This is a genomic window from Chryseobacterium indologenes, assembly GCF_002025665.1.
GTDB lineage: Bacteria > Bacteroidota > Bacteroidia > Flavobacteriales > Weeksellaceae > Chryseobacterium > Chryseobacterium metallicongregator.
On sequence record NZ_CP018786.1, the window covers coordinates 4,963,881 to 4,987,080 of the forward strand.

16 protein-coding genes, 2 tRNA genes and 3 rRNA genes are annotated in these 23,200 nt (G+C 38.2%); 6 read left to right on the plus strand and 15 right to left on the minus strand.

Going from position 1 to position 23,200, the window contains the following annotated elements; all coding sequences use genetic code 11:
* Positions 1-77: 77 nt before the first annotated feature.
* Entirely contained in the window at positions 78-1,295 is a 1,218-nt protein-coding gene (locus BUE84_RS22410; RefSeq protein WP_079243565.1) for a PQQ-dependent sugar dehydrogenase, read from the minus strand.
* A gap of 106 nt (positions 1,296-1,401) precedes the next feature.
* Here BUE84_RS22410 and uvrB point away from each other — a divergent pair, with 106 nt between their 5' ends.
* Positions 1,402-3,393: an excinuclease ABC subunit UvrB gene (gene uvrB, locus BUE84_RS22415; protein ID WP_079243566.1), complete on the plus strand. Its 1,992-nt coding sequence runs from the start codon at positions 1,402-1,404 to the stop codon at positions 3,391-3,393.
* A gap of 82 nt (positions 3,394-3,475) precedes the next feature.
* On the opposite strand, the gene BUE84_RS22420 is transcribed toward uvrB, so the two are convergent.
* From BUE84_RS22420 to BUE84_RS22435, 4 genes are all read right to left on the minus strand, one after another.
* The gene (locus tag BUE84_RS22420; RefSeq protein ID WP_079244015.1) at positions 3,476-3,700 is read right to left on the minus strand and encodes a DUF3820 family protein; all 225 of its coding nucleotides are present in this window, start codon (positions 3,698-3,700) and stop codon (positions 3,476-3,478) included.
* Positions 3,701-3,719: 19 nt separating this feature from the next.
* Positions 3,720-4,799, minus strand: coding sequence for an AI-2E family transporter (locus tag BUE84_RS22425; protein ID WP_079243567.1), 1,080 nt, complete (start codon positions 4,797-4,799; stop codon positions 3,720-3,722).
* Between the two features lie 11 nt (positions 4,800-4,810).
* Complete coding sequence (locus tag BUE84_RS22430; RefSeq protein WP_034692782.1) at positions 4,811-5,539, minus strand: beta-carotene 15,15'-monooxygenase; 729 nt, start codon at positions 5,537-5,539, stop codon at positions 4,811-4,813.
* Positions 5,540-5,612: 73 nt separating this feature from the next.
* Positions 5,613-6,338, minus strand: coding sequence for a hypothetical protein (locus BUE84_RS22435; RefSeq protein ID WP_079243568.1), 726 nt, complete (start codon positions 6,336-6,338; stop codon positions 5,613-5,615).
* Between the two features lie 46 nt (positions 6,339-6,384).
* Between BUE84_RS22435 and BUE84_RS22440 the strand changes: the two genes are divergently transcribed.
* Positions 6,385-7,362, plus strand: coding sequence for an aminodeoxychorismate synthase component I (locus BUE84_RS22440; RefSeq protein ID WP_079243569.1), 978 nt, complete (start codon positions 6,385-6,387; stop codon positions 7,360-7,362).
* Positions 7,346-7,972, plus strand: a complete 627-nt coding sequence (locus BUE84_RS22445) for an aminotransferase class IV (RefSeq protein WP_079243570.1) — start codon at positions 7,346-7,348, stop codon at positions 7,970-7,972. The genes BUE84_RS22440 and BUE84_RS22445 overlap by 17 nt, the downstream gene beginning before the upstream one ends.
* 2 nt (positions 7,973-7,974) lie before the next feature.
* Here the strand turns inward: BUE84_RS22445 and menD are convergent, their stop codons facing one another.
* Entirely contained in the window at positions 7,975-9,645 is a 1,671-nt protein-coding gene (gene menD / locus BUE84_RS22450) for a 2-succinyl-5-enolpyruvyl-6-hydroxy-3-cyclohexene-1-carboxylic-acid synthase (RefSeq protein ID WP_079243571.1), read from the minus strand.
* An 84-nt stretch (positions 9,646-9,729) separates the two neighbouring features.
* On the opposite strand from menD, the gene BUE84_RS22455 reads away from it, so the two are divergent.
* Positions 9,730-10,680, plus strand: coding sequence for an isopenicillin N synthase family dioxygenase (locus BUE84_RS22455; protein WP_079243572.1), 951 nt, complete (start codon positions 9,730-9,732; stop codon positions 10,678-10,680).
* A gap of 43 nt (positions 10,681-10,723) precedes the next feature.
* Here BUE84_RS22455 and BUE84_RS22460 read toward each other — a convergent pair whose 3' ends face one another.
* The gene (locus tag BUE84_RS22460; protein ID WP_079243573.1) at positions 10,724-10,993 is read right to left on the minus strand and encodes a hypothetical protein; all 270 of its coding nucleotides are present in this window, start codon (positions 10,991-10,993) and stop codon (positions 10,724-10,726) included.
* A 223-nt stretch (positions 10,994-11,216) separates the two neighbouring features.
* Here BUE84_RS22460 and BUE84_RS24590 point away from each other — a divergent pair, with 223 nt between their 5' ends.
* Positions 11,217-11,378 carry a bacteriocin-like protein gene (locus BUE84_RS24590; RefSeq protein ID WP_167595399.1) on the plus strand — a complete coding sequence of 54 codons (162 nt, stop codon included), beginning with the start codon at positions 11,217-11,219 and terminating at the stop codon, positions 11,376-11,378.
* 682 nt (positions 11,379-12,060) lie between these two features.
* Here the strand turns inward: BUE84_RS24590 and rrf are convergent.
* The 7 genes from rrf to BUE84_RS22495 form a co-directional block, all read right to left on the minus strand.
* Positions 12,061-12,168: ribosomal RNA gene (gene rrf / locus BUE84_RS22465) — 5S ribosomal RNA — on the minus strand.
* Between the two features lie 126 nt (positions 12,169-12,294).
* Positions 12,295-15,051: ribosomal RNA gene (locus BUE84_RS22470) — 23S ribosomal RNA — on the minus strand.
* 153 nt (positions 15,052-15,204) lie between these two features.
* Positions 15,205-15,278, minus strand: a tRNA-Ala gene (locus BUE84_RS22475).
* Between the two features lie 82 nt (positions 15,279-15,360).
* Positions 15,361-15,434, minus strand: a tRNA-Ile gene (locus tag BUE84_RS22480).
* Between the two features lie 192 nt (positions 15,435-15,626).
* A 16S ribosomal RNA gene (locus BUE84_RS22485) occupies positions 15,627-17,143 on the minus strand.
* Together the 16S, 23S and 5S rRNA genes with 2 tRNA genes alongside form the textbook arrangement of a ribosomal RNA operon.
* Positions 17,144-18,510: 1,367 nt before the next feature.
* Entirely contained in the window at positions 18,511-19,557 is a 1,047-nt protein-coding gene (locus tag BUE84_RS22490; protein WP_079243574.1) for a PA0069 family radical SAM protein, read from the minus strand.
* Between the two features lie 123 nt (positions 19,558-19,680).
* Positions 19,681-19,875: a hypothetical protein gene (locus BUE84_RS22495; RefSeq protein ID WP_034693837.1), complete on the minus strand. Its 195-nt coding sequence runs from the start codon at positions 19,873-19,875 to the stop codon at positions 19,681-19,683.
* Positions 19,876-20,050: 175 nt separating this feature from the next.
* Between BUE84_RS22495 and BUE84_RS22500 the strand changes: the two genes are divergently transcribed.
* Entirely contained in the window at positions 20,051-20,401 is a 351-nt protein-coding gene (locus BUE84_RS22500; protein WP_079243575.1) for a hypothetical protein, read from the plus strand.
* Positions 20,402-20,514: 113 nt separating this feature from the next.
* On the opposite strand, the gene BUE84_RS22505 is transcribed toward BUE84_RS22500, so the two are convergent.
* Positions 20,515-23,166 (minus strand): hypothetical protein, encoded by a 2,652-nt coding sequence (locus BUE84_RS22505; RefSeq protein ID WP_079243576.1) that lies wholly within the window; start codon positions 23,164-23,166, stop codon positions 20,515-20,517.
* Positions 23,167-23,200: the final 34 nt, after the last annotated feature.

The following is a 23,200-nucleotide window of genomic DNA, read 5'->3' on the forward strand; positions in this document are numbered from 1 at the left end:
AAATTCATTTTAAACCACTATAACTTCCAGCCTCCAGCTTCCTTACAAAAGCCTACAGAAAATCTCTGTAGGCTTTTTTATTTTTTTGAAATTTTATAAAGCTTACCACTGTCTGTTACAGCATACAGATTTCCGTCCATCCCATTCAGTACATCACGGAAACGTTCTTTCTGATCAGCAAGAAGGCGTTCTTCTCCTACTACTTTATTATCTTTCATTACGATTCTGTTGATATGCTCACCACTCAGACATCCGATAATAAGATTTCCTTTCCATTCATCAATATTCCCCGTGTAAAAGGTAATACCACTTGGTGAAATCACAGGATCCCAATAATAGACAGGTTGCTCAGTTCCTTCTTTTTGGGTGATTCCCTGCCCTACTTTATCTCCTGAATATTCAATCCCATAAGTTACATCTCCCCAGCCGTAATTTTTTCCCGGCTGGATCAGATTGATTTCATCACCACCTCGTGGTCCCATTTCCACATCCCACAAATTTCCGTTGGGATCTATAGCCATTCCCTGCGGATTTCGGATTCCATATGCATATATTTCAGGTTTATAACCAGATTTTCCAATAAAAGGATTTCCTGGTGCAGGTTTACCATCTTTGGTAATCTTTAAAATTTTTCCAAGATAATTATCTGTTTTCTGCGCATATACACGGGTAACTTTGTCTGATCTTTCTCCCGTACTGACAAATAAATTTCCATCTTTATCAAAAGCCAGACGGCTTCCGTAGTGCTTATCTCCGTCATAAGAAGGTTCAGCACGGAAAATAACTTTTACTTCTGAAATATTTTTAAGATCTGCAGATAGTTTACCTTTTGCTACAGATGTTAAGTTTCCTTTTCCAAAAGGTTCCGAAAAACTGAAGTAAATAATATTGTTGGTTTTAAAATCAGGATCAAGCGCTACATCCAGCATTCCACCCTGCCCTTTTGAATCTACCTTTGGAAAACCTTCTATTTTAGACACTTGTTTACCATCTGTTGAAACAACATTCATATAACCTTTCTTATCTGTGATGAGAAATTTTCCATCAGGTAGATTGACAATCCCCCAAGGTCTTCCTAAATCTTTATTCAATATTTCAACATTATAGGCTGTGGTTGTCTTTACAGCTTTAATTCTTGTCTGCCCTTTAAATGCCGGCTTATAGTCAGAATTAGGATTATCAGTTTCCACACTTCCGTCATTTCCTGTCCTTTGAGCATTAGCATGATTCTCTTTGCATGAAGATAAAAAAAGTAAAAGGCTTACTACAGGGATGTAAAATTGATTGATTTTCATAGCATTATGATTAGGTGATTGTAGGCTATGAATGGAAAAATAATGCCACAAAACATTATACGGTCTAATAATTTCTTTCGTATTTTTGTTGTATACATTCTTTTCTATGGATTTTAAGCTTCAATCAGAATATAAACCTACAGGAGATCAGCCTCAAGCTATTGAAAAACTTACCGAAGGAATAGAGATCGGTGAGAAATATCAAACGCTTCTTGGGGTAACAGGTTCCGGAAAAACCTTTACCGTTGCAAATGTAATACAAAAGGTACAACGTCCCACTTTAGTATTGGCACATAATAAGACTCTTGCGGCACAGCTTTTTATGGAATTTAAAGAATTTTTCCCGGAGAATGCAGTGGAATACTTTGTCAGCTACTATGACTACTACCAACCCGAGGCCTATATTGCCACTACAGGAACTTATATTGAAAAAGACCTGAGCATCAATGAAGAAGTTGAAAAGTTGCGTCTTTCTGCAACTGCCAGTCTTCTTTCAGGAAGGAGAGACGTTTTGATTGTAGCTTCTGTTTCATGTATTTATGGTATCGGGAACCCTACGGAATTTCATAAATCATTAATTTCTATAGCGATTGGTGAAAAGGTGACGAGAACAGCTCTTCTCCATTCATTAGTTAATGCATTGTATGCCAGAACCCTCAATGAGTTTCAAAGAGGAACATTTCGTGTAAAAGGAGATGTGATTGATGTTTTCCCTGCCTACACGGATAATGCGATCAGAATTCAGTTTTTTGGAGATGAAATTGAAAAAATTCAAAGTTTTGATCCTGTTACAGGCAATGTAGAGGATAATTTTGATCAGATACAGATTTACCCTGCCAATCTTTTCGTAACGTCGAAGGAGACTTTAAATGGAGCGATTAAAGACATTCAGGATGACATGGTAAAACAGGTTGATTTCTTTAGTTCTGTCGGAAAGCCATTAGAAGCAAAACGACTTCAGGAAAGAACGGAACTGGATCTTGAAATGATTAAAGAACTGGGCTATTGCTCAGGAATTGAGAACTACTCTAGGTATCTGGATGGCCGTCTTCCGGGAACAAGACCGTTCTGTTTGATTGATTATTTTCCTAAAGATTTTTTAATGGTTATTGATGAAAGCCACGTTACTGTTCCGCAAGTTCATGCTATGTACGGAGGAGACCGAAGCAGAAAAGAAGCATTGGTGGAATATGGTTTCAGACTTCCGGCAGCAATGGACAACAGACCTTTAAAGTTTGAAGAATTTGAAGCCATTCAGAATCAGGTAATTTATGTTTCTGCAACGCCGGCTGATTATGAACTGGAAAAAACCGGAGGAGCTTATATTGAACAAATCATCCGACCTACCGGGCTTCTTGACCCGATTATTGAAGTAAGACCCTCATTAAATCAGATTGATGACCTGATGGAAGAAATCCAAAAAAGATCCGATGCAGATGAAAGGGTTCTGGTGACTACTCTAACAAAGAAAATGGCAGAAGAACTTACAAAATACTTTACCAAATTCGGAATCAGAACAAGATATATTCACTCGGATGTTGAAACACTGGAACGTATTCAGATCATGCAGGATCTTCGTTTAGGACTTTTTGATGTATTGATTGGGGTTAATTTATTGAGAGAAGGTTTGGATTTACCTGAAGTTTCTCTGGTTGCCATTCTGGATGCTGATAAAGAAGGAATGTTGAGAAGCAGAAGATCAATGATACAAACTGTGGGACGTGCCGCAAGAAACGTGAATGGAAAAGCAATTATGTACGCTGATAAGATTACAAAATCCATGCAGGCCACTCTGGATGAAACCGAATACCGTCGTGCTAAACAAATGCAGTACAATGATGAACATGGTCTGAAGCCAACAGCTTTAAATAAAAAGATTTCTGAAAATCTTGTGGGAAGAAGCAAAGACTTCCCTGATGAAAAATATACCCAAAAAGAGATTCTCCAAAAAGTAGCGGAAACAAAAGCAACTTATGCCAGTGAAGATATTGAGAAAATGATTGCTCAGAAACAAAAAGAAATGGAATCTGCAGCAAAAAATCTTGACTTTATTAAAGCAGCCAAGCTGAGAGATGAAATTGCAGCTTTGAAAGCTTAAAAGGATTAATGATAAAATAATTTCGGCGGCATCTTCGATGCCGCCGAAATTATATACTAAAATGGGTATACTTTAATTTTTACTATCCATTTCTCACCGATGCCCTGATGGGAGCCAAAAGATCCATCAACCCGTTTAATTTGATCTCATAAACTGTTGAAAGCTGCATTCCCAGTTTTCCCTTTGGCATTCCGTTTTTATTGAACCATTCAAGATAGCTGATCGGAAGATCAATAAGAACCGTTCCTTCATACTTACCAAAAGGCATTTTCATTACACAGATTTCTTTTAATATTTCGGGATTCAGTCCTTCCACTTTTATATAATTAAATTAATTTTTCTTTAATATCATCCTCACCGGGTAATTCAAGATCCGGAGGGGTTTCTTCATCCGAAAATTCATTTCTGTATACCTGAACCAAAAGAAGGGTCAGGGAGATCAGAATAGGACCAAAAATAAGCCCCATGAAGCCAAAAAGATTCATTCCCATGATGATTCCGAATACGGTATTCAATGGGTGAATATTTTCCAGCTTCTTTAAAAGGGTAAAGCGAAGCAGATTATCTGTAAGCCCTACCACCACAAGACAGTAGATTGCCAAACCAATTCCTTGTCCGGTATTGCCTTCCGCGATCATAAAGATACACACCGGAACATAGATAATAGCTGTTCCTACTACAGGAATCACAGAAGCGGCAGCCGTTAATGCAAAAAGCAATGCTGCTCCCGGTGCTCCAAAAATCAGATAACCGATGAGAGCAACAATACCCTGTCCTATAGCTACAACCGGAATCCCGATAGCATTGGCCATGATCAGTTTTCTCATTTTATCGCCTATCAAAGAAATGTTGGATCTCTTCAACGGTGCTGAAGAAGTAAGGATCTTTTCAAAAAGCCTTGGTCTTTCCAGCATAAAATAGAGAATAAAATACATGGACATCACTACTGTAAGAGTATTGAATGTACCGCTGACAGCAGAAGTAGAAACTTTTCCTACATTATCTTTCAGCTTGGTCATATTTTCTTTACTCAGAATATCAAATCCTGTTTTAGAGAAAATATAAGAATGAATTTTATCCAGGAAGATATTGAACTTGGCCATATAAGCCTGTGCATTTCCCAGCTTATCAATAATCAGATCAGCAATAAAATAAATCGGAAGAATAAGAACAATAAGACTTGCAAACATCAATGCAAAAGCCGCAAGTGACGGTTTCCATTTTTTTTCTTCCTGCAGATAAAAATTATACTTCCTGCAGACTACATAAATGGTAATTGCTCCCAAAACCGAGGGAATAAACAATGCCAGATTAAAACAGATCAATCCTGCCAATACCAGAATGATTGCCAGCAATGACATCTGCTTTATCGCAACACTGCTTATTTGTTTGTCCTTATTCATCATGTATTTTTATTTTATTTGCTGTACATAATTTGTCTTGGTTTTCCTAAGAAAGCACAATAAGTAGAGTACATTACAATCATAATAAACGGAGCTGTCAGGATAACTCCTATACCACAAAGAATAACCCCTGCAATAGAAATCAAAAATCCTAAAAATCCTGTCAATAAGAAAGTTCCATAGTTTTCTTTAGCAATGTTGAACGACTTTGATAAAGCTTCTGTAGCTGAAGCATTTTCAAATAACAGAATCGGATATCCTATTAAAAGGAAAGGATATACAAAAATGATAGGTAAAACGCACAATGCCAGAGCAATTGAGGAAATAATCCAGGCAAGAAGACTGTAAATCAAAATGTTTACAAAATTCTGGCGGTATCCGATAAAAAGATCAGAAAATTCAATCGGGCTTTTGGTATTGTATTTATTGACCATGTAGATCAATCCTACATACAAAGGAGATAATAAAAGGCCGAAAAGGCTGGAAGCCCCCATATATAAAGGAAGCCCCGGAGCACTCCAATAATTAAAATCACCTCCTGAAGATTTCATCTCTTCTACCATAGAAGCAGAATCAAACCCCGTAAGCATCTGAATAACAGATCCTCCAATTAGATAAATAATCATAGCTACAATTCCGTAACCGAAAACGCCTTTGTACATTTCAAAAGCATGAGAAATAATTGATCCCGTATCTCTATTAGGTACAGAGCCTTGCTGATCAAATTCGTTAAATTCAGACATAGTTTAAATATTTAATGATTTTACCAAATTTACTTTTTTTTAGTAAAAACATCACATTAAACACGAATGAATTTTAACTTTTCTCCGAAAAGACAGTTTTATAAAGTGAGTAAATCATTGCATTCCAAAAAGGAAAAGTGAAAAGTCCACCTATCAGAAACAAGGCAAAACCTAAATACTTAAATAGAAAAGCTACGATCACACACACCATGATTTCAACGAAATACATTTTAAGAGCTTTAAAATTCAGGGAAATGGCTTCAAAAATTCTTTTATTGGTAAAGAACATCAATGGAGCAACAAAGATGGTTACAGCAACCCAAATTACTGCCAATACAACGGTAGGAATGGTAAATCTGTAAATGAAGAACCAAAAAAGAAAATATCCCACATACTTAAAAAAGTTAAGCCCGTTATACCCTGCAAACAAATCTCCTATCACAATATTCTCTTTAAGATCAAGCTTACGGAAGATCTGGAACATTCCAAGATTCAAGGGATACAGAAAAGCCGTCGTTCCCCAGATTGCCAATGTAAACATCTGATAATTTTCGGTAGCTGTTATTTGCTCCATTTTTTTCAGATAAACCTGAGTGCCTTGCATAAAAGCTTCCTGCAATTCTTTATTATAAGAAAAAATATCATACTTCTCTCCGAAAAGCATCACTCCGGTAAGCAATATTCCAAAAAATACGATGGAAAACATCAACTGAAAAACGAGTGTCTTATTCCAATAAAAAAATGCCTGCTTCAATATAAAATCTATTCCCGGTTTCTGAGGATATTTATTCTGCATCATAAAAAAAATTTATGCAAAAGTAAACATCAATAAGTACTTTTGCAGAATGTTTTCAGTGAATCATCAAAAATTTATGGAAATGGACGAACTTTCTCTTCAGAAGGTTCCCTATTTTTTCGTAATCGACTTTCTTTCGGAGAATGTTGAAATCTATCAGGAGCATGAAATTGAAAAAGAAGGTTTAATCATTGATTTTCAAGAGTTTTCAAACGCCAGAGAGACACATAAACTGGACAAAAAAATAGTCTGGAAATCCTTTCCTGAAACATTGGAGAGCTTTCAAATTGGTTTTGGTAAGGTTCAGAAAAATATTCGTCTGGGAAACTCTTACTTAGTAAATTATACTAGAAAAACGAAGATAGAGACCAATTTAACCTTAGAAGAAATTTTTTACCACTCAAATGCTAAGTACAAAGTTTTTTATAAAGATTTTTTTGTATTTTTTTCTCCTGAAACTTTTGTAAAGATCATCGACGGAAAAATTTTCACCTATCCTATGAAAGGAACAATTGACGCATCTATTGAAAATGCAGCAGAAATTCTGAAAAATGACAGAAAGGAGAAGGCAGAACATTATACCGTAGTAGATCTTCTCCGGAATGATCTGAGTATGGTAGCTGATGAAGTAAAGGTGGACCAGTTCCAGCATATTGACTTTATCAAAACCCAACAAAAGGATCTATATGCAATGAGTTCTGAAATTTCAGGAATGATAAAACCTGAATATGAAGGAAAAGTAGGAAGTATTATGCAGAAACTTCTTCCTGCGGGCTCTATTTTAGGAGCTCCCAAACCTAAAACACTGGAAATAATTCTGGATGCGGAAGGATATGACAGAGGATATTACACGGGAGTTTGCGGCTGGTTTGACGGCCAAAATGTAGACAGTTGTGTAATGATACGCTTTATAGAAAAAGAGGAAGACCAACTTTATTTCAAAAGCGGAGGCGGTATAACGCACATGAGTAAATTAGAAGACGAGTATCAGGAAATGAAAAATAAAATCTATGTCCCAATTCATTGAAAGCATTAAAGTAGAAGATCAGGAGATTTTTCTATTGGATCTACATCAGAAACGTGTCAATCAAACATTTTCCCATTTCGGGAAGGAAGACTCTATTGATCTGGCCAAAATCTATAAAAATCTGCAGCATGATGAGGATGGTCTTTTCAAGTTAAGAATTGCTTATGACCTTGACAAAAAAATCAGAACACAGATGATTCCTTATGCAATTCCGGAAATACAGGATTTCAAACTGGTAGAAAATAACAGCTTCGATTATTCATTCAAGTTCGAAGATCGTAAAGAGCTCGATAAAATGAAAGCTAAGGCCAAAGCTGAAGAAATTATCATCGTTAAAAACAACCATATCACCGATACTTCTTTTTCCAATCTTTTGTTTCTGAAAGGAAAAGACTGGTTTACTCCTTCTACTTATCTGTTGAACGGAGTACAAAGACAGTATCTTTTAAAGCAAAAAAAGATCAAAGAAATGGAAATTACTTTACAGAATATAAAGCAATTCACCCATTTCCAGATCATTAATGCGTTGAATGACTTTGATGATATGTTTATCTATCCTATCGACAGAATTATCAATCTGCCGGGGAATGAAGAATATCTTGATCTTTAAATCTATTTCATAAACTCAAAATACGACTTCAGTACATCTGCACTATTTTTCCCGTGAGTATTTACTTCCAGGATTTTTGGCTGTGCATCAGGTTTAAAAAAATTCTCAAGAACTCTGTCCAGAGTAAGCTCATCCTCTACTCTGATATAGGAAAATCCGAAATGTTTCGCCAGAGATTCGGCATTCTTGCGGTGTTTGGTGGCAATAAATTCGTCTAAAGTATTCGGGTTGGCATTTCCAGGTCCCGGAATGATTTTAAAGATATTTCCTTCACCATTATTGAAGATCATAATTCTTACAAATGGAGGAATATATTGATTCCAAAGACCATTGATATCATAGAAGAAACTCAGGTCTCCTGTGATCAATAAAGTTGGATTTTCATTTTTGATGGCAAATCCCATTGCTGTAGAAGTAGATCCATCAATACCACTTGTTCCTCTGTTACAATACATTTTTCTCTTTCCGAAATCAAACAGCTGAGCATATCTGATCCCAGATGAATTACTGAAGTGGATGTTATAGTTTTCAGGAATCGTCTGTGATGCTTTATTGAAGAAATAAAAATCCGAAAAATCAATTGTATTCAGAAACTGCTCGTGCTTAGCATCTTTTTTATCCCTTAAAACATCCCAAAGATTAAAATAAGGTCTTGGTTCCAGATTGATAAATTTCAGTAGCTTTGAGAAGAAAACTTCCGGTTTCACTTCTATTTTTTCTGTCAGTGAGAAATAAGTATCAGGCTGCCAAACTTCATCCAAATGCCAATGTTGTTTTGGGCGGGCACTTCTCAGAAATTGTTTTACTTTCTTGGAAACCACATTCTGCCCTATCGTAATCAACAGGTCTGGAGCATATGTTTTATAATCCTCTTCCGTAAAATTGAAGATATAACGGTCTATATGTTTGAAGAACTTCTCATGATGTAAATTTGAATTGGCTTCACTCAATACTACCACGGAATGGTTTTTCACCAACTGAGTCAGCTGGTTTTCCAGTTCCGGACTATAATCTCTTGTTCCTACCAACAGCATAATTCTTTGTGAAGTATGCCATTCCGCAATCAGATTGGATGGGATTTCATACTCTTTATGCTTGATTGTTTTCTCCACAGTTGGAAAAGTAGGAAGCTCTGACACCAAATCATATAAAGGCTCTTCCAAAGGAATATTAATATGTACCGGACCTTGTTTTTCAAAACAAAGTTCAATAGCTTTTTTAATGATATCAAAATTAATATCTTCTGCATTCTCCTTGCTGTCTTCCAAAAGCTGGAAATCCCCATAGGAATGCTGATGAAAAACATCCTTCTGCCTTATCGTCTGCCCATCGAATATATCCACAAAATCGGTCGGCCGATCTGCTGTCAGTACCAAAAGGGGAACATTCTGATAGAAAGCTTCGGTAATCGCCGGATAATAATTAACAACTGCTGATCCGCTCGTACAGGTAATCGCTGCAGGCTTTTTCTCACTTTTTGCCATTCCCATTGCCACGAAAGCAGCACTTCTTTCGTCTACAATGCTATAACAGTTGAAACTATCTACCTCTGAAAAATGGATGGCCAAAGGAGCATTTCTTGACCCCGGAGAAATTACGATATCTGCAATTCCGTACTGCTGAAGAAGATGTGCAAGTATTTGGATACTTCTCTTAGAAGAATATTTTTTCATACAGCAAATTTAACTTATAAATAATGATTTTAAAATCATTTAAATTAAAAAAAATGTAATTTTGCTGTTCGTAAATTTCTAAAAATGGATAAAATACCTAGTGTAGACCTGCGTGATTTCCTTTCGGGCAACCCGGAACGCAAACAGAAATTTGTAAATGAAATCGGAAAAGCTTATGAAGAAATTGGTTTTGTAGCCTTAAAAGGCCACTTTCTTGATGACAACCTGGTAGAAGATTTGTATGGAGAGGTGAAAAACTTTTTTGAACAACCAGTGGAAACGAAACAAAAGTATGAGATTCCAGGAATTGGTGGCCAGAGAGGTTATGTAGGATTCGGTAAAGAAACTGCTAAAGGTTTCAAAAAAGGAGACTTAAAAGAATTTTGGCATTTTGGGCAGTATCTGTCTGATGATTCAAAATACAGAACTGAGTATCCGGACAACGTAATCGTTGATGAGCTTCCAAAGTTCAACGAAGTTGGTAAAGAAGCATTCCAAATGCTTGAGAAAACAGGACAGTATGTGTTAAGAGCCTTAGCATTACACCTTGGTTTGGATGAATTTTATTTTGATGACAAAATCGCAGAAGGAAATTCTATTTTAAGACCTATTCATTACCCACCAATCACAGAAGAACCGGATGATGCGGTAAGAGCTGCTGCTCATGGAGATATCAACCTAATTACTCTTTTAATGGGAGCACAGGGTAAAGGTCTTCAGGTTCAGAACCACAACGGAGAATGGATTGATGCTATTGCAGAACCAGATGAACTGATGATCAACGTTGGAGATATGCTTTCAAGACATACCAACAACAAATTGAAATCTACCATCCACAGAGTGGTAAACCCACCAAGAGAAATGTGGAGCACTTCAAGATATTCAATTCCTTTCTTTATGCATCCTGTCAGTGCCATGTCTTTAAATGCACTTGAAAACTGTATAGATGAAAACAATCCAAAATTATACGAAGATACCACTGCCGGAGAATTCCTGCACGAAAGATTGATCGAACTGGGATTGATTAAAAAATAAAAAGAAACGGCTGTCTCTATTTGAGGCAGCCGTTTTCATTATACTATCCTGTTATACAATAAAATTCAGGACATGGTGTAGGTTGTGTAAAAGTACCCCACGGACAGATGCAGGTGTATGTATCTCCACCGCCACCAGGATTTTCTCCACCTCCAGGATTTTCGTAAGGAACACATTTTCCCCCTGAGCAGATTTGTCCTGCAGAACAGCCTCCTTCTCCCGGTCCACCGCCTTCTAAGCAATAGGCTGGAAAATTGACCCCCGCAACAATACTTCTCTTGTCGTCTCTTGAAAGTTTTTTAAAATTTTTCATAGTTATAGTTTTAATTTTCCTACTCTATAAGCTTTTCGGATAACGCTAACTTAAAAATAGCATTTATTTTACTAACAATCAAATATTTAGGTAAAAATCATTGATCATATAGCTCTCAAAACTGTTTATTATATTAATTTTTTATTTTTAATCTAATAAACGTTATTAATTAAAAATATTTTAACTATTTTTACTTTACTTACAAATTTTCAATTAAAACAATATGAAAAATCTAAAAAAACTAAAAAAAGACCAATTAAAAAACATTTCTGGAGGTGCTAACCTTCCTGAAACAGATTTCTGTATGTATTATTGCAATGGAACAATTGTTTGTGCAACCTGCAGCGATGATTTCAAATGCCCGGATACCAACAATGATATGTAATTTTTACAATCACAATGTCATAAAACTAAACCGTTTCTTTATAGAAGCGGTTTTTTATTTCTTTTGACTTAAAATAAGGTGAATTTTGAGGGATTAAATCTCCTTTATATACCTGAATTAACATTCAAATACAATAAGCGATTTATGAGCTTAAAATGATAGAGGGCTTAATTTCCGGGTACGGGGTTCGAGTTACAGAGATTAGACGTCAGAGTTGCAAATGTGAGAATACATCTTTATTCTAATTTTGTCATTCCCTAAGAATCAAGGTTGATGTATGAGAGGTTTAAAGGAAGTAAGATGACAGGATAATGTGTAAGTTTTTCAGGAGTTAGTATTAGCAGTGTCATGCAGAGCTGAGTCGAAGCATCTTAATTAAGAAAAAATTATATTTCTGTTATTTTAATTCTACCGAAGAACTTTGTTTAGACTCCTACGGAGTGACAGGATTTGGCTGGAATAAAGAATAGTATTGAAGGTAAAGACCAATTGTTAGTTAAAGAATAGAAAAAAGAGGGCTGGAAGCAGGAAGCTGGAGGCATAAAGACAACGGAGATTAGTCATAGTGACTTATTATCTATTACTCATTGCTCATTGCTGATTACTTATGTGTCTGTTGGTGTAGGTATACAACAAAAAAACCTTTATCGTAAAGATAAAGGTTTTTTAAAAATAAAATAAAAACTGGCGGCGGCCTACTCTCCCGCGTTAGCAGTACCATCGGCGCTGGTGGGCTTAACTTCTGTGTTCGGAATGGGAACAGGTGAGCCCCACCGCTAAAACCACCCTAAAGGTTGTATATAGCTTTAAGCATTAGGACTGAAGCCTGAAGCTTATTGCGTTTTTAAGCGATAAAAACTTTCACAAAGACAAAACCTTCACTGCGCATAAAGCACTTGGTTTATTAGTAACCATAGACTATAAATCTACGGGTAATTAGTACTACTTGGCTATGACATTACTGTCTTTACACCTATAGCCTATCAACGTCGTCATCTACAACGACCCTTAAAAGATGTCTCATCTTGAGGCGAGTTTCGCACTTATATGCTTTCAGTGCTTATCTCTTCCAAACGTAGCTACTCAGCGGTGCACCTGGCGGTACAACTGATACACCAGAGGTTTGTTCAATTCGGTCCTCTCGTACTAGAATCAAGCCCTCTCAAACATCTAACGCCCGCAATAGATAGAGACCGAACTGTCTCACGACGTTCTGAACCCAGCTCGCGTGCCACTTTAATGGGCGAACAGCCCAACCCTTGGGACCTTCTCCAGCCCCAGGATGTGACGAGCCGACATCGAGGTGCCGAACCTCCCCGTCGATGTGAGCTCTTGGGGGAGACTAGCCTGTTATCCCCGGAGTACCTTTTATCCTATGAGCGATGGCCCTTCCATACGGAACCACCGGATCACTATGTCCTGCTTTCGCACCTGATCGACTTGTAGGTCTCACAGTCAAGCACCCTTATGCCATTACACTCTACGCACGGTTACCAAGCGTGCTGAGGGTACCTTTGAAAGCCTCCGTTACTCTTTTGGAGGCGACCACCCCAGTCAAACTACCCACCACGCAATGTCCTTCTAAAAGAAGTTAGGCTCCAAGTAAGTAAAGGGTGGTATTTCAACGTTGGCTCCACAAACACTAGCGTGCCTGCTTCAAAGCCTCCCACCTATCCTACACATTACTTACTCAAAGTCAATACGAAGTTATAGTAAAGGTTCACAGGGTCTTTTCGTCCCATTGCGGGTAATCGGCATCTTCACCGATACTACAATTTCACCGAGCTCGTGGCTGAGACAGTGCCCAGATCGTTACACCATTCGTGCAGGTCGGAACTTACCCGACAAGGAATTTCGCTACCTTAGGACCGTTATAGTTACGGCCGCCGTTTACTGGGGCTTCAGTTAATGCCTTCGATTTAACTCTAAGCACCTTCCTTAACCTTCCAGCACCGGGCAGGTGTCAGACCCTATACAGCATCTTTCGATTTAGCAGAGTCCTGTGTTTTTGATAAACAGTCGCCTGGGCCTCTTCACTGCGGCCAACATTGCTGTTGGCGTCTCTTCTTCCGAAGTTACGAGACTATTTTGCCTAGTTCCTTAGCCACGACTCACTCGAGCACCTTAGGATTCTCTCCTCGACCACCTGTGTCGGTTTTGGTACGGGTTGCTTCACTTCGGCTTTTCTTGGATCAGATTACACTACAGCAGCTTCGCCCGAAGGCTAGGCCTTGACTATTCCGTCAGTCTCCAGCAGCTACATCCAACCGTCCCCTTTATTCGTGAGCAAGTATGGGAATATTAACCCATTGTCCATCCACTACCCCTTTCGGGTTCGCGTTAGGTCCCGACTAACCCTCAGCTGATTAGCATGGCTGAGGAAGCCTTGGTCTTTCGGTGAGCAGGTTTCTCGCCTGCTTTATCGTTACTTATGCCTACATTTTCTTTTCTATCCGCTCCACAATACCTCACAGTACTGCTTCGGCGCAAATAGAATGCTCTCCTACCAGATGTATCTAAAATACAAATCCATAGCTTCGGTAATATGTTTATGCCCGATTATTATCCATGCCGGACCGCTCGACTAGTGAGCTGTTACGCACTCTTTAAATGAATGGCTGCTTCCAAGCCAACATCCTAGCTGTCAATGCAGTCCAACCGCGTTGTTTCAACTTAACATATATTTTGGGACCTTAGCTGTTGGTCTGGGTTCTTTCCCTCTCGGACATGGACCTTAGCACCCATGCCCTCACTGCCGTAGAACATTTATTAGCATTCGGAGTTTGTCAGGAATTGGTAGGCGATGAAACCCCCGCATCCAATCAGTAGCTCTACCTCTAATAAACTTATATACGACGCTGCACCTAAATGCATTTCGGAGAGTACGAGCTATCTCCCAGTTTGATTGGCCTTTCACCCCTACCCACAGGTCATCCGAAGACTTTTCAACGTCAACCGGTTCGGTCCTCCACTCTGTGTTACCAGAGCTTCAACCTGCCCATGGGTAGATCACAAGGTTTCGCGTCTAATCCTACTAACTATGCGCCCTATTCAGACTCGCTTTCGCTCCGGCTCCGGTACTTAATACCTTAACCTCGCTAGTAAAATTAACTCGTAGGCTCATTATGCAAAAGGCACGCCGTCACAGCTGTATGCTGCTCCGACCGCTTGTAGGCGTACGGTTTCAGGTTCTATTTCACCCTTCTATTCGAAGTGCTTTTCACCTTTCCTTCACAGTACTTGTTCACTATCGGTCTTTCAGGAGTATTTAGCCTTGGAGGATGGTCCCCCCATATTCAGACAGGATTTCACGTGTCCCGCCCTACTCATTTATCATCTTAATATGCCTTTCATATACGGGGCTATCACCCTCTACGGCTGTTCTTTCCAGAACATTCTATTAAACATAAAAAGACTTTTGGGCTAATCCGCTTTCGCTCGCCACTACTTACGGAATCTCTTCGATTTCTTTTCCTCCGGGTACTTAGATGTTTCAGTTCTCCGGGTTTGCTCCTCTTACGAGGTGACATGTCTTCAACATGCCGGGTTGCCCCATTCGGATATCTGCGGATCAATTCGTGTGTGCCAATCCCCGCAGCTTTTCGCAGCTTACCACGTCCTTCGTCGCCTCTGAAAGCCTAGGCATCCGCCATACGCCCTTAACGATTTCTTTCCTATTGGTTACTCAAGCGCTTTATGCGCTCGGTTTTCTCTTTGTGATGTCTTTACCGTTAATGTCAATGATCTTAATTTCTTTCTTTCAAACTGATGAACAAATGTTGTTTTTGGCTCCATTCGTAACTTTTAAATCAGTCGTCCAAAACTGTGGAGAATAAGGGAGTCGAACCCTTGACCTCCTGCGTGCAAGGCAGGCGCTCTAGCCAGCTGAGCTAATTCCCCCTCTAGTTGCTGCTAGCTTTTGGCTTGTTGCTTTTGGCTTAATGCCTCTAGCTATAAGCTATTTGCTATCCGCTTTAATTAGTAGTCTCGGGCAGGCTCGAACTGCCGACCTCTACATTATCAGTGTAGCGCTCTAACCAGCTGAGCTACGAGACTTTTTATGAGTAATGGGTGATGAGTAATAAGTAATACTTTTCCTCTTCTTCATTTCTCAATCTCTTCCCTATACTAATTTCTAGTGGGTTTTGTATTTTTATATATCAACCAAACAAAAAACTAAAGCTATACTTTAAGTAAGTATAATGTATCTTACGATACTGATTTTGTTTAACGTCTTAAGACGCTCTAAAATGAGATGTTCCAGCCGCACCTTCCGGTACGGCTACCTTGTTACGACTTAGCCCTAGTTACCTGTTTTACCCTAGGCAGCTCCTGTTACGGTCACCGACTTCAGGTACCCCAGACTTCCATGGCTTGACGGGCGGTGTGTACAAGGCCCGGGAACGTATTCACCGCGCCATGGCTGATGCGCGATTACTAGCGATTCCAGCTTCATAGAGTCGAGTTGCAGACTCCAATCCGAACTGAGACCGGCTTTCGAGATTTGCATCACTTCGCAGTGTAGCTGCCCTCTGTACCGGCCATTGTATTACGTGTGTGGCCCAAGGCGTAAGGGCCGTGATGATTTGACGTCATCCCCACCTTCCTCTCTACTTGCGTAGGCAGTCTCACTAGAGTCCCCAACTTAATGATGGCAACTAGTGACAGGGGTTGCGCTCGTTGCAGGACTTAACCTAACACCTCACGGCACGAGCTGACGACAACCATGCAGCACCTTGAAAAATGTCCGAAGAAAAGTCTATTTCTAAACCTGTCATTTCCCATTTAAGCCTTGGTAAGGTTCCTCGCGTATCATCGAATTAAACCACATAATCCACCGCTTGTGCGGGCCCCCGTCAATTCCTTTGAGTTTCAAACTTGCGTTCGTACTCCCCAGGTGGCTAACTTATCACTTTCGCTTAGTCTCTGAAGCTTGCGCTCCAAAAACGAGTTAGCATCGTTTACGGCGTGGACTACCAGGGTATCTAATCCTGTTCGCTCCCCACGCTTTCGTCCATCAGCGTCAGTTGTTGCTTAGTAACCTGCCTTCGCAATTGGTGTTCTAAGTAATATCTATGCATTTCACCGCTACACTACTTATTCCAGCTACTTCAACAACACTCAAGACTTGCAGTATCAATGGCAGTTTCACAGTTAAGCTGTGAGATTTCACCACTGACTTACAAATCCGCCTACGGACCCTTTAAACCCAATAAATCCGGATAACGCTTGCACCCTCCGTATTACCGCGGCTGCTGGCACGGAGTTAGCCGGTGCTTATTCGTATAGTACCTTCAGCTAGATACACGTATCTAGGTTTATCCCTATACAAAAGAAGTTTACAACCCATAGGGCCGTCGTCCTTCACGCGGGATGGCTGGATCAGGCTCTCACCCATTGTCCAATATTCCTCACTGCTGCCTCCCGTAGGAGTCTGGTCCGTGTCTCAGTACCAGTGTGGGGGATCACCCTCTCAGGCCCCCTAAAGATCGTAGACTTGGTGAGCCGTTACCTCACCAACTATCTAATCTTGCGCGTGCCCATCTCTATCCACCGGAGTTTTCAATATTAAATGATGCCATTCAATATATTATGGGGTATTAATCTTCCTTTCGAAAGGCTATCCCCCTGATAAAGGCAGGTTGCACACGTGTTCCGCACCCGTACGCCGCTCTCAAGATTCCGAAGAATCTCTACCGCTCGGCTTGCATGTGTTAGGCCTCCCGCTAGCGTTCATCCTGAGCCAGGATCAAACTCTCCATTGTATGTTTGTCTGACTCACTCAAAGTTTTTAACGCTTTAGTTTTTCCTTACTTGGTTGTTATATTGTATGTCAATGATCTTTATATCTTTCGCTTTTTAACGCAGCAATCTTTCTGTCAGTGTTGCTCCGTATTTGCGAGTGCAAAAGTAAAACTTTATTTTTAATTGACCAAATGTTTTTGAAGAAAATTTTAAAGTTTTTTAAGTAACCTTAATCCTTCCAAAACCCTCAATCCATCTACTCCTGCGCTCCCTCTAATTGGGACTGCAAAGATAATAACTATTTTTTAACTGACAACTTTTTTTGTAAAAAAAATTAAAGTTTTTTTTCGTCCTTATCTTATGAAGTAGTTTATGTTTCTGCCTTTCTAAAGGCGCTTCTGCGCTACTGAATGTATTTCGTTTTTCAGTGGGGCAAAGATAGAAACTTCCCATACACTACGCAACTTTATTTAACTTAAATTTTACCTTTTATTAATATTTAGGCCTAAACAACTGGATAGCAGGGTGAAAAATTTTAAACATTTGTTTGGAGGATCAGGTGAGAGTGTCGGAGGGTTAGAGAGTTTGAGCGTTGGAGAGGGTGAGAGGCATGTTTCGGGGAGCGGGATGCGGGCTTTTGGGGTCGAAGGATCAAAATGAGGTATATAGAATTATATTAGAATGGCTTTTTTAAATTAATAACCTATATATAAGCTTTGGCTAAAGCCAAACTAAGGAATTATTTTTTTACTAAACGGGCTAAAGCCCGCTCCTATTGAATAGTTATAATGAACCACAGATGGCACAGATTGACACAGATAAAATGTTTGCTTTTATATTATATATAGAATGGAAAATATGAAAGAGTACATTATATATAATTAATAGGATTTAACTCCTATACCCGTAATTAATTAAAATGTTTCGACTCTGCTCAGCATGATTGCTAATACTAACTGCTGAAAGGCCTTAGATATTATACTGTCATTTTACTTCCTTTAAGGCTCTTGTAAAGAAGTTGGGATTTCTGCGGAATGACGCAATGGAAATAGAGATGGATACTCTATAACCCGCTTCCATAGAAATCAGCAAGATGAAAATTCATCACCAATGTTCCTTTTATACCTGGAAACCCGAAACTCATCATTCATTATTCATAATTTACAACTCCTACCCTAGCCCTGATAGTAATGGTTACCCCGCAGCTTGGTTGGAGTGTGGGTAGGTTTGGGTGTGGGAATGCGCGGGCGCGAGGAGTAGAAATGGATAGCAGGATGAAGCTCCTAATTGGATTGGAGAGTTTGAGAGTTTGAGAGTTGAAGTGTGGGAGGGTTTGAGTAATAGGGCTTGAAGAAATGTCAACAAGATTATACTATATAAGATAAGCTTAATCAAACAGTTTCAGCTGCTGATCGCGAGTTCCTGTAAAATTAGATGTTGAAAGCTTTGGAAATTCTTTGCCTTCAAAAAACTTCTTTTTGCCGATCTTAAAAGTAGCGTGAATCATTTCTGCAATATTTCCTTCTCCTTTTTGTCGTTCAAAATATCTTTTATCGCCAAGTTTTCCACCTCTCATGGAGCGGATAAGATTTAAAACTTTTTGTGCCCTGTCCGGAAAATGGGTTTCAATCCAGTTCACAAAAACCGGCTCGACGGTATCATTTAGCCTTACGAGGGTATATCCGAATCCTAAAGCACCGGCATCCGAAATAGCTTTCAATATGTTTAAAGGTTCATCACTATTGAGCCCTGGGATAATGGGCGCTACCATTACATGTACGGGAATATTGTTTTCAGAAAGAATTTCCACAGCTTTTAATTTATTTTTTGCTGAGCTTGTTCTCGGCTCCATCTTTCGTCTCAGTTCTTCATTGATTGTTGGAATGCTTAGAGAAACAGATACCAGATTCTGTTCTGCCATGGGTTTTAAAATATCGAGATCTCTCAGCACCAAAGCGTTTTTTGTCAGAATATTGACAGGATGTCTGTAATCAAGACAGAGCTGCAGTAATTTTCGGGTAATTTCAAATTGTCTTTCGGCCGGCTGATAGCAGTCGGTATTTCCAGACAATAGAATCGGGGCGGCTTTATAGCCTCTTTTATGAAAAAATTTTTCCAGTAATTCGGGTGCATTTTTCTTTACCATGATTTTTCTTTCAAAGTCAACCCCGGCACTATATCCCCAATATTCATGGGTAGGTCTTGCAAAGCAGTAAGAGCAGCCATGTTCACATCCCTGATAAGGATTCATGGAATATTCCATTGGAAGATCTTCGCTTTTAACCTGATTGACAATAGTTTTGGGAAATACTTCCGTGAAAGAAGTCTTCACAGTCTCGAAATCTTCATCTTCAGGCTCATAGGTATACCTGTCGAAACGATTAACAACGTTTCGCTGAGCTCCCTGACCTTTTATGAAATTTTCGTTTTGCATTCTGATGTAAAATTAGAATGGAATTTTTATAAAATAATGAGTTTTAACAATAAAGTTTTCCACAAAGAAAATCCAACACTTTCAAAAGCGTTGGATTTAAACATAATTAAATATATTTTTTTACTACTTCACTGCGTAAAATTCCACTCCGTGTGTTTCGTCGTCGTGGTTCTTTTCATCAAAGTGTCTGTGATAGTCCGAATAGGAATCACTATATTTTTTATCTTTTTTTGTCAAAATTTTTTTAATACTAATTAAACTTAATACTGCCAAAAGACCAACTCCCCCTGCCAGTAAAACTCCAACTTCTTTTTTCATATTTTCTTTGATTTATTATTGATACCATTGCAAAAAGCATACCTATTTTATTTTTTCAAATTATAAATTTTGTTAACATTAAAGTTTATTTTTAGAAAAATCACAATCTGTTATTTTTCTTATATTTAGAAGTTGCAATGGTTTAATTATTGTACTTAAAAATAAAAATATTATTATGGAAAATTCAGAGAATTTTGATAGAATGACAACTTTAAGCGAAGTTATGAAAACGCTTTCTGAAAGAGGAATACAAAGGGAATTCAGGATGAATGAAAACTGTGAAATGAAGTTTGAAAATTCGGACAAAATTTATCAGCCTGCTGAGTTGGTCATTCTAAAAACATATCGTTTCGAAGGAGACAGCAATCCAGATGATAATGCAGTACTTTATGTGGTAAAGGATAATGCAGGCAATCGGGGAATGATTATAGATTCTTACGGAGCAGACAGCAATTATCCGGGAGAAGAGTTTGATAAATTTTTAAGAGATATTCCTATTTTGGAAAGTGATGAATTCAATTTCTAATCAAATCCATCTTTTCTTATATTGATTTTTTAAACCATTAAGTTCGTTTTTATTAACACATTGCCTTCTTTATATAAATGGTAATGAATAAGCAGACGTAATGGTTTAAAGAATTATTCTTCGGCCTTTTCTTTTTTCTTGAATAAATTATTCAGAAAACCCTTTTTTTCTTTTTTTTCTTCTTCCCGCTGGGGAGTTTCTTTTTTATTTTTTATTTCCTGTTTTATTTCTTTTACCGACTGCTTCATATCTTTCACAGAAGAAACAGCCTCTTTCACCTTTTTCTCCGTCTTTTCTACATTTTTACCAATAAGGGTTTTCTTTAATCCCTGTTCAATTCCTCTCCAGAAAAGATTAAAGAAAGACTTTGTAGGATCACGTTCTACATTTTCTACAGTAACTGCATCAGGGAAATTTCCTGAGTTTGATTTCAGAAAAACATTAGCAACGGCTGTTAGAAACCCTTTTTTCTCATGGTTATTTTTATTTAATACTGCAATTTTTAAGTCTTTATGTTTAAGATTAAAAGTTCCGTGTAATCCGGCAGGGTTTCCTTTGAAGCTAAAAAGCATTTCCTGAATAGTTCCTGCAGTAGCAGTCACATGAAGATAAGGCCTGATAAAGGGATTGATTCCACTAGCGGGAAGATTGGACGTTTTCCCGGAGATTGCAAATCTATCATTCTGATCAGCTACATCAAAGTTCCAGTTGACGGAAAGTGGTGAGAGGTTCATGAAAGAACAATTGATTTTAATGTCCACTTTTGTTGGTTTTCCTTTTCTTTTGGCAGAGTTCAGATTTTTAACGTTCATATTAAAATTACTGAAGGTCAGTTTTCCGGGCCCCATACTTTCCGGAGTATCTTCTTCGTATACCAGGATAGAATTTTTGAGATCAAGATTATGAATTGTCATCGGAATTTTAATAGAACGCAGCATTTTAGAATATAATGCTTTTATTTTTGGATCGTCCTTGGGAATTTTGCTTCTGAAAATATTGGCATTTGCAAACTCAATGTCTACCTGGGAAGCGTTTACCATTTTGTTGTGAGAAAAAAGATCCCACTCTCCTTTTGCAGTAATTTGTCCGGCTTTTAAATCATACAGATCTCTCTCAACTGGTATCATTTTGATAAACTGTGCTCTCGAAACGAGAGGTTTCATGGCAAAATTGTTAATCTGTACCTTATTTTTATTCAACTTCAAAAGCCCAAGGCTCATATTGTAAAACTGCGTTTTATAAACCAGGTTTCTGGTAGTGATATAATAATCTTTTACTTTGAAGGACAACCCTGGCTGATTGGGTTTAGGTGATAATTCAATATCATTTACCGTTGCATTAAGATCATGGAAAGTCAAAGGCTGTTTTCCTTTATCATAAGTAATGTTTGAGTTTTTTAAGGATGTTTTTCTTATGATAACGGAATTAATAATCCCTGGTCCTGCAGATTTATTGGTTGTTTTTTCACCTGCTTTAAAGGTTCCGTTAACATTTTCTACAAGAAGATCTTTAACATCCACGTTCAGTTTTTTATCAACGAATTCCAGTTTATTGATATTAAAAGCAATATGATTTGTTTTTAACTCTGCTGCTGCTTTTCCTGTTGCTGGATGGCCAGGCGTCAATACAACATCCCAGATTTCCCCATTTGTCGGCTTCAACGCTAAGCTTCTTACTGTAATATTCTGAGCATTGGAGTATTCAATATTCTTTCCTGCAATGGTAAAATCTTTATATCCTATAGGAATGACCTGTTCAGAAGTTTCTTTATTAAACATCAACTGATTGATATTTACAGCAAGGCTCCCGACTGACAGAAGATTATTTCCATCCGGTTTTGTGACCTTTACTATGGCATTATTCAGCTTTATATTTTTTAAATCAACTTCAAAATTTGATTTTTTTTCAGCTTTCTTAGTCTTAACTCCTGTATTGTAGACTTTCAGAACAGGATTCTCAAAGTCTGCATTCGTAAGTGAAACTTTGTTTTTGTTTAAAATAACATCCGTAAAGTCCATTTTTGGAACGGCAAATTCAAATAACTGAGCCTTCGCAGGATAAAACTTTTTAAACTGAGCAAAAGAGAGCAGCGGAGTCAGCCTGAAATTCTCAACAGTCATCTGTCCATTACTTGTATTGATACTACTGATGGTAATTGCATAGGTTTTCTCTGGGCGGAAAAAAAAATTATCCCCTTTGATGCTGTATCTGTCAAAAACGATGGGTAGTTTATTTTCTACAGATTCTTCCGTCATCTGTAAATTTTCTACAAACAGATCCAACTGTTGTACAGAGAGAAATTTTTGCTTTGTATGTTTGAAAACAGCAATTTTACCTTCGTTGATCCTTATATTTTCAAATGAAACCGGATTCCTTTTCTTTCCGGTTTTACGATCAATAGGTTTTGCAAGAATGATGTTTAAAACAGGTTTTGCCAGCAACAGATCTGACGAGCTGATTCTTTTATTAAAAACAGCATCATAAATTCCAAAACGGTTTATCTTCAAAGTGTCAACAGTTCCCTGTAAACCAATAACGTCTGTATTTTGCGGATCTTTACTGTTAACCGAGATTCCTGTCGCCAAAATATTTCCTGTTCCCAGATCAACATCCAGCGTTTTGTAAGAAACTTTATAGTTTGTATTTTTTTTGATGTATTCCGGAAGTTGGGTTTTGAGCCATAGATTCAGTCCGAAATTCGCAGCAAGAAGAATTCCTGCCAGTATTCCGAAACTTATCAATAGTCTTTTAACCCATTTTTTCATATTTTGTGATTTGATTCTTTCCTATTATACAGTT

What these genes read in the sequence shown, in the direction of transcription:
- BUE84_RS22435 (WP_079243568.1), bottom strand. Translation starts at nt 6,338, where the DNA reads ATGATGCAGAATAAATATCCTCAGAAACCGGGAATAGATTTTATATTG.
- BUE84_RS22430 (WP_034692782.1), bottom strand. Translation starts at nt 5,539, where the DNA reads ATGTCTGAATTTAACGAATTTGATCAGCAAGGCTCTGTACCTAATAGA.
- BUE84_RS22495 (WP_034693837.1), bottom strand. Translation starts at nt 19,875, where the DNA reads ATGAAAAAAGAAGTTGGAGTTTTACTGGCAGGGGGAGTTGGTCTTTTG.
- BUE84_RS22445 (WP_079243570.1), top strand. Translation starts at nt 7,346, where the DNA reads ATGTCCCAATTCATTGAAAGCATTAAAGTAGAAGATCAGGAGATTTTT.
- menD (WP_079243571.1), bottom strand. Translation starts at nt 9,645, where the DNA reads ATGAAAAAATATTCTTCTAAGAGAAGTATCCAAATACTTGCACATCTT.
- BUE84_RS22460 (WP_079243573.1), bottom strand. Translation starts at nt 10,993, where the DNA reads ATGAAAAATTTTAAAAAACTTTCAAGAGACGACAAGAGAAGTATTGTT.
- BUE84_RS22425 (WP_079243567.1), bottom strand. Translation starts at nt 4,799, where the DNA reads ATGATGAATAAGGACAAACAAATAAGCAGTGTTGCGATAAAGCAGATG.
- BUE84_RS24590 (WP_167595399.1), top strand. Translation starts at nt 11,217, where the DNA reads ATGAAAAATCTAAAAAAACTAAAAAAAGACCAATTAAAAAACATTTCT.
- BUE84_RS22410 (WP_079243565.1), bottom strand. Translation starts at nt 1,295, where the DNA reads ATGAAAATCAATCAATTTTACATCCCTGTAGTAAGCCTTTTACTTTTT.
- uvrB (WP_079243566.1), top strand. Translation starts at nt 1,402, where the DNA reads ATGGATTTTAAGCTTCAATCAGAATATAAACCTACAGGAGATCAGCCT.
- BUE84_RS22490 (WP_079243574.1), bottom strand. Translation starts at nt 19,557, where the DNA reads ATGCAAAACGAAAATTTCATAAAAGGTCAGGGAGCTCAGCGAAACGTT.
- BUE84_RS22455 (WP_079243572.1), top strand. Translation starts at nt 9,730, where the DNA reads ATGGATAAAATACCTAGTGTAGACCTGCGTGATTTCCTTTCGGGCAAC.
- BUE84_RS22500 (WP_079243575.1), top strand. Translation starts at nt 20,051, where the DNA reads ATGGAAAATTCAGAGAATTTTGATAGAATGACAACTTTAAGCGAAGTT.
- BUE84_RS22440 (WP_079243569.1), top strand. Translation starts at nt 6,385, where the DNA reads ATGTTTTCAGTGAATCATCAAAAATTTATGGAAATGGACGAACTTTCT.
- BUE84_RS22505 (WP_079243576.1), bottom strand. Translation starts at nt 23,166, where the DNA reads ATGAAAAAATGGGTTAAAAGACTATTGATAAGTTTCGGAATACTGGCA.